This is a genomic window from Candidatus Erwinia dacicola, from assembly GCF_001756855.1.
In the GTDB taxonomy this organism is placed as follows: Bacteria; Pseudomonadota; Gammaproteobacteria; order Enterobacterales; family Enterobacteriaceae; genus Erwinia; species Erwinia dacicola.
The window spans coordinates 1-1767 of sequence record NZ_MAYS01000199.1; the positions used below are offsets into that span (position 1 = coordinate 1).

Here is a 1767-nt window from a genome sequence, read left to right on the forward strand (position 1 = left end):
TGCCCGTTACTTTTTCATCAGACAATCTGTATGAGCACTACGTAGGAAGCTATCTTCAGGTAAGGAGGTGATCCAACCGCAGGTTCCCCTACGGTTACCTTGTTACGACTTCACCCCAGTCATAAATCACAAAGTGGTAGGCGCTCTCCCGAAGGTTAAGCTACCTGCTTCTTTTGCAACCCACTCCCATGGTGTGACGGGCGGTGTGTACAAGGCCCGGGAACGTATTCACCGTAGCATTCTGATCTACGATTACTAGCGATTCCGACTTCACGGAGTCGAGTTGCAGACTCCGATCCGAACTACGACGCACTTTATGAGGTCCGCTTGCTCTCGCGAGGTCGCTTCTCTTTGTATGCGCCATTGTAGCACGTGTGTAGCCCTGGCCGTAAGGGCCATGATGACTTGACGTCATCCCCACCTTCCTCCGGTTTATCACCGGCAGTCTCCTTTGAGTTCCCACCTTTACGTGCTGGCAACAAAGGATAAGGGTTGCGCTCGTTGCGGGACTTAACCCAACATTTCACAACACGAGCTGACGACAGCCATGCAGCACCTGTCTCACGGTTCCCGAAGGCACTAAGGCATCTCTGCTAAATTCCGTGCATGTCAAGGCCAGGTAAGGTTCTTCGCGTTGCATCGAATTAAACCACATGCTCCACCGCTTGTGCGGGCCCCCGTCAATTCATTTGAGTTTTAACCTTGCGGCCGTACTCCCCAGGCGGTCGACTTAACGCGTTAGCTCCGGAAGCTACGCCTCAAGGGCACAACCTCCAAGTCGACATCGTTTACGGCGTGGACTACCAGGGTATCTAATCCTGTTTGCTCCCCACGCTTTCGCACCTGAGCGTCAGTCTCTGTCCAGGGGGCCGCCTTCGCCACCGGTATTCCTCCAGATTTCTACGCATTTCACCGCTACACCTGGAATTCTACCCCCCTCTACAAGACTCTAGCCTACCAGTTTCGAATGCAGTTCCCAGGTTGAGCCCGGGGATTTCACATCCGACTTGACAGACCGCCTGCGTGCGCTTTACGCCCAGTAATTCCGATTAACGCTTGCACCCTCCGTATTACCGCGGCTGCTGGCACGGAGTTAGCCGGTGCTTCTTCTGCAGGTAACGTCAATCAAAAAGGTTATTAACCTCTTCGCCTTCCTCCCCACTGAAAGTACTTTACAACCCGAAGGCCTTCTTCATACACGCGGCATGGCTGCATCAGGCTTGCGCCCATTGTGCAATATTCCCCACTGCTGCCTCCCGTAAGAGTCTGGACCGTGTCTCAGTTCCAGTGTGGCTGGTCATCCTCTCAGACCAGCTAGGGATCGTCGCTTAGGTGAGCCGTTACCCCACCTACTAGCTAATCCCATCTGGGCACATCCGATGGTGTGAGGCCCGAAGGACCCCCACTTTGGTCCGAAGACGTTATGCGGTATTAGCTACCGTTTCCAGTAGTTATCCCCCTCCATCGGGCAGTTTCCCAGACATTACTCACCCGTCCGCCACTCGTCACCCGAGAGCAAGCTCCCTGTGCTACCGTTCGACTTGCATGTGTTAGGCCTGCCGCCAGCGTTCAATCTGAGCCATGATCAAACTCTTCAATTAAAAGTTCGATTTACTGCAACAAGTGCAGCGATGCTCAAGTGTAAAACGTCACAATGAATTTCATTATGTGTTCACTCTTAAGGCTTGATATTTTTACGTCCGAAGACGTTGATATCGATCCTACGAGTGCCCACACAGATTGTCTGATAAATTGTTAAAGAGCGTC

1 rRNA gene is annotated in these 1767 nt (G+C 52.7%); it reads right to left on the reverse strand.

The features are described from left to right. Positions 1-60: 60 nt before the first annotated feature. A 16S ribosomal RNA gene (locus BBW68_RS06255) occupies positions 61-1601 on the reverse strand. Positions 1602-1767 lie beyond the last annotated feature (166 nt).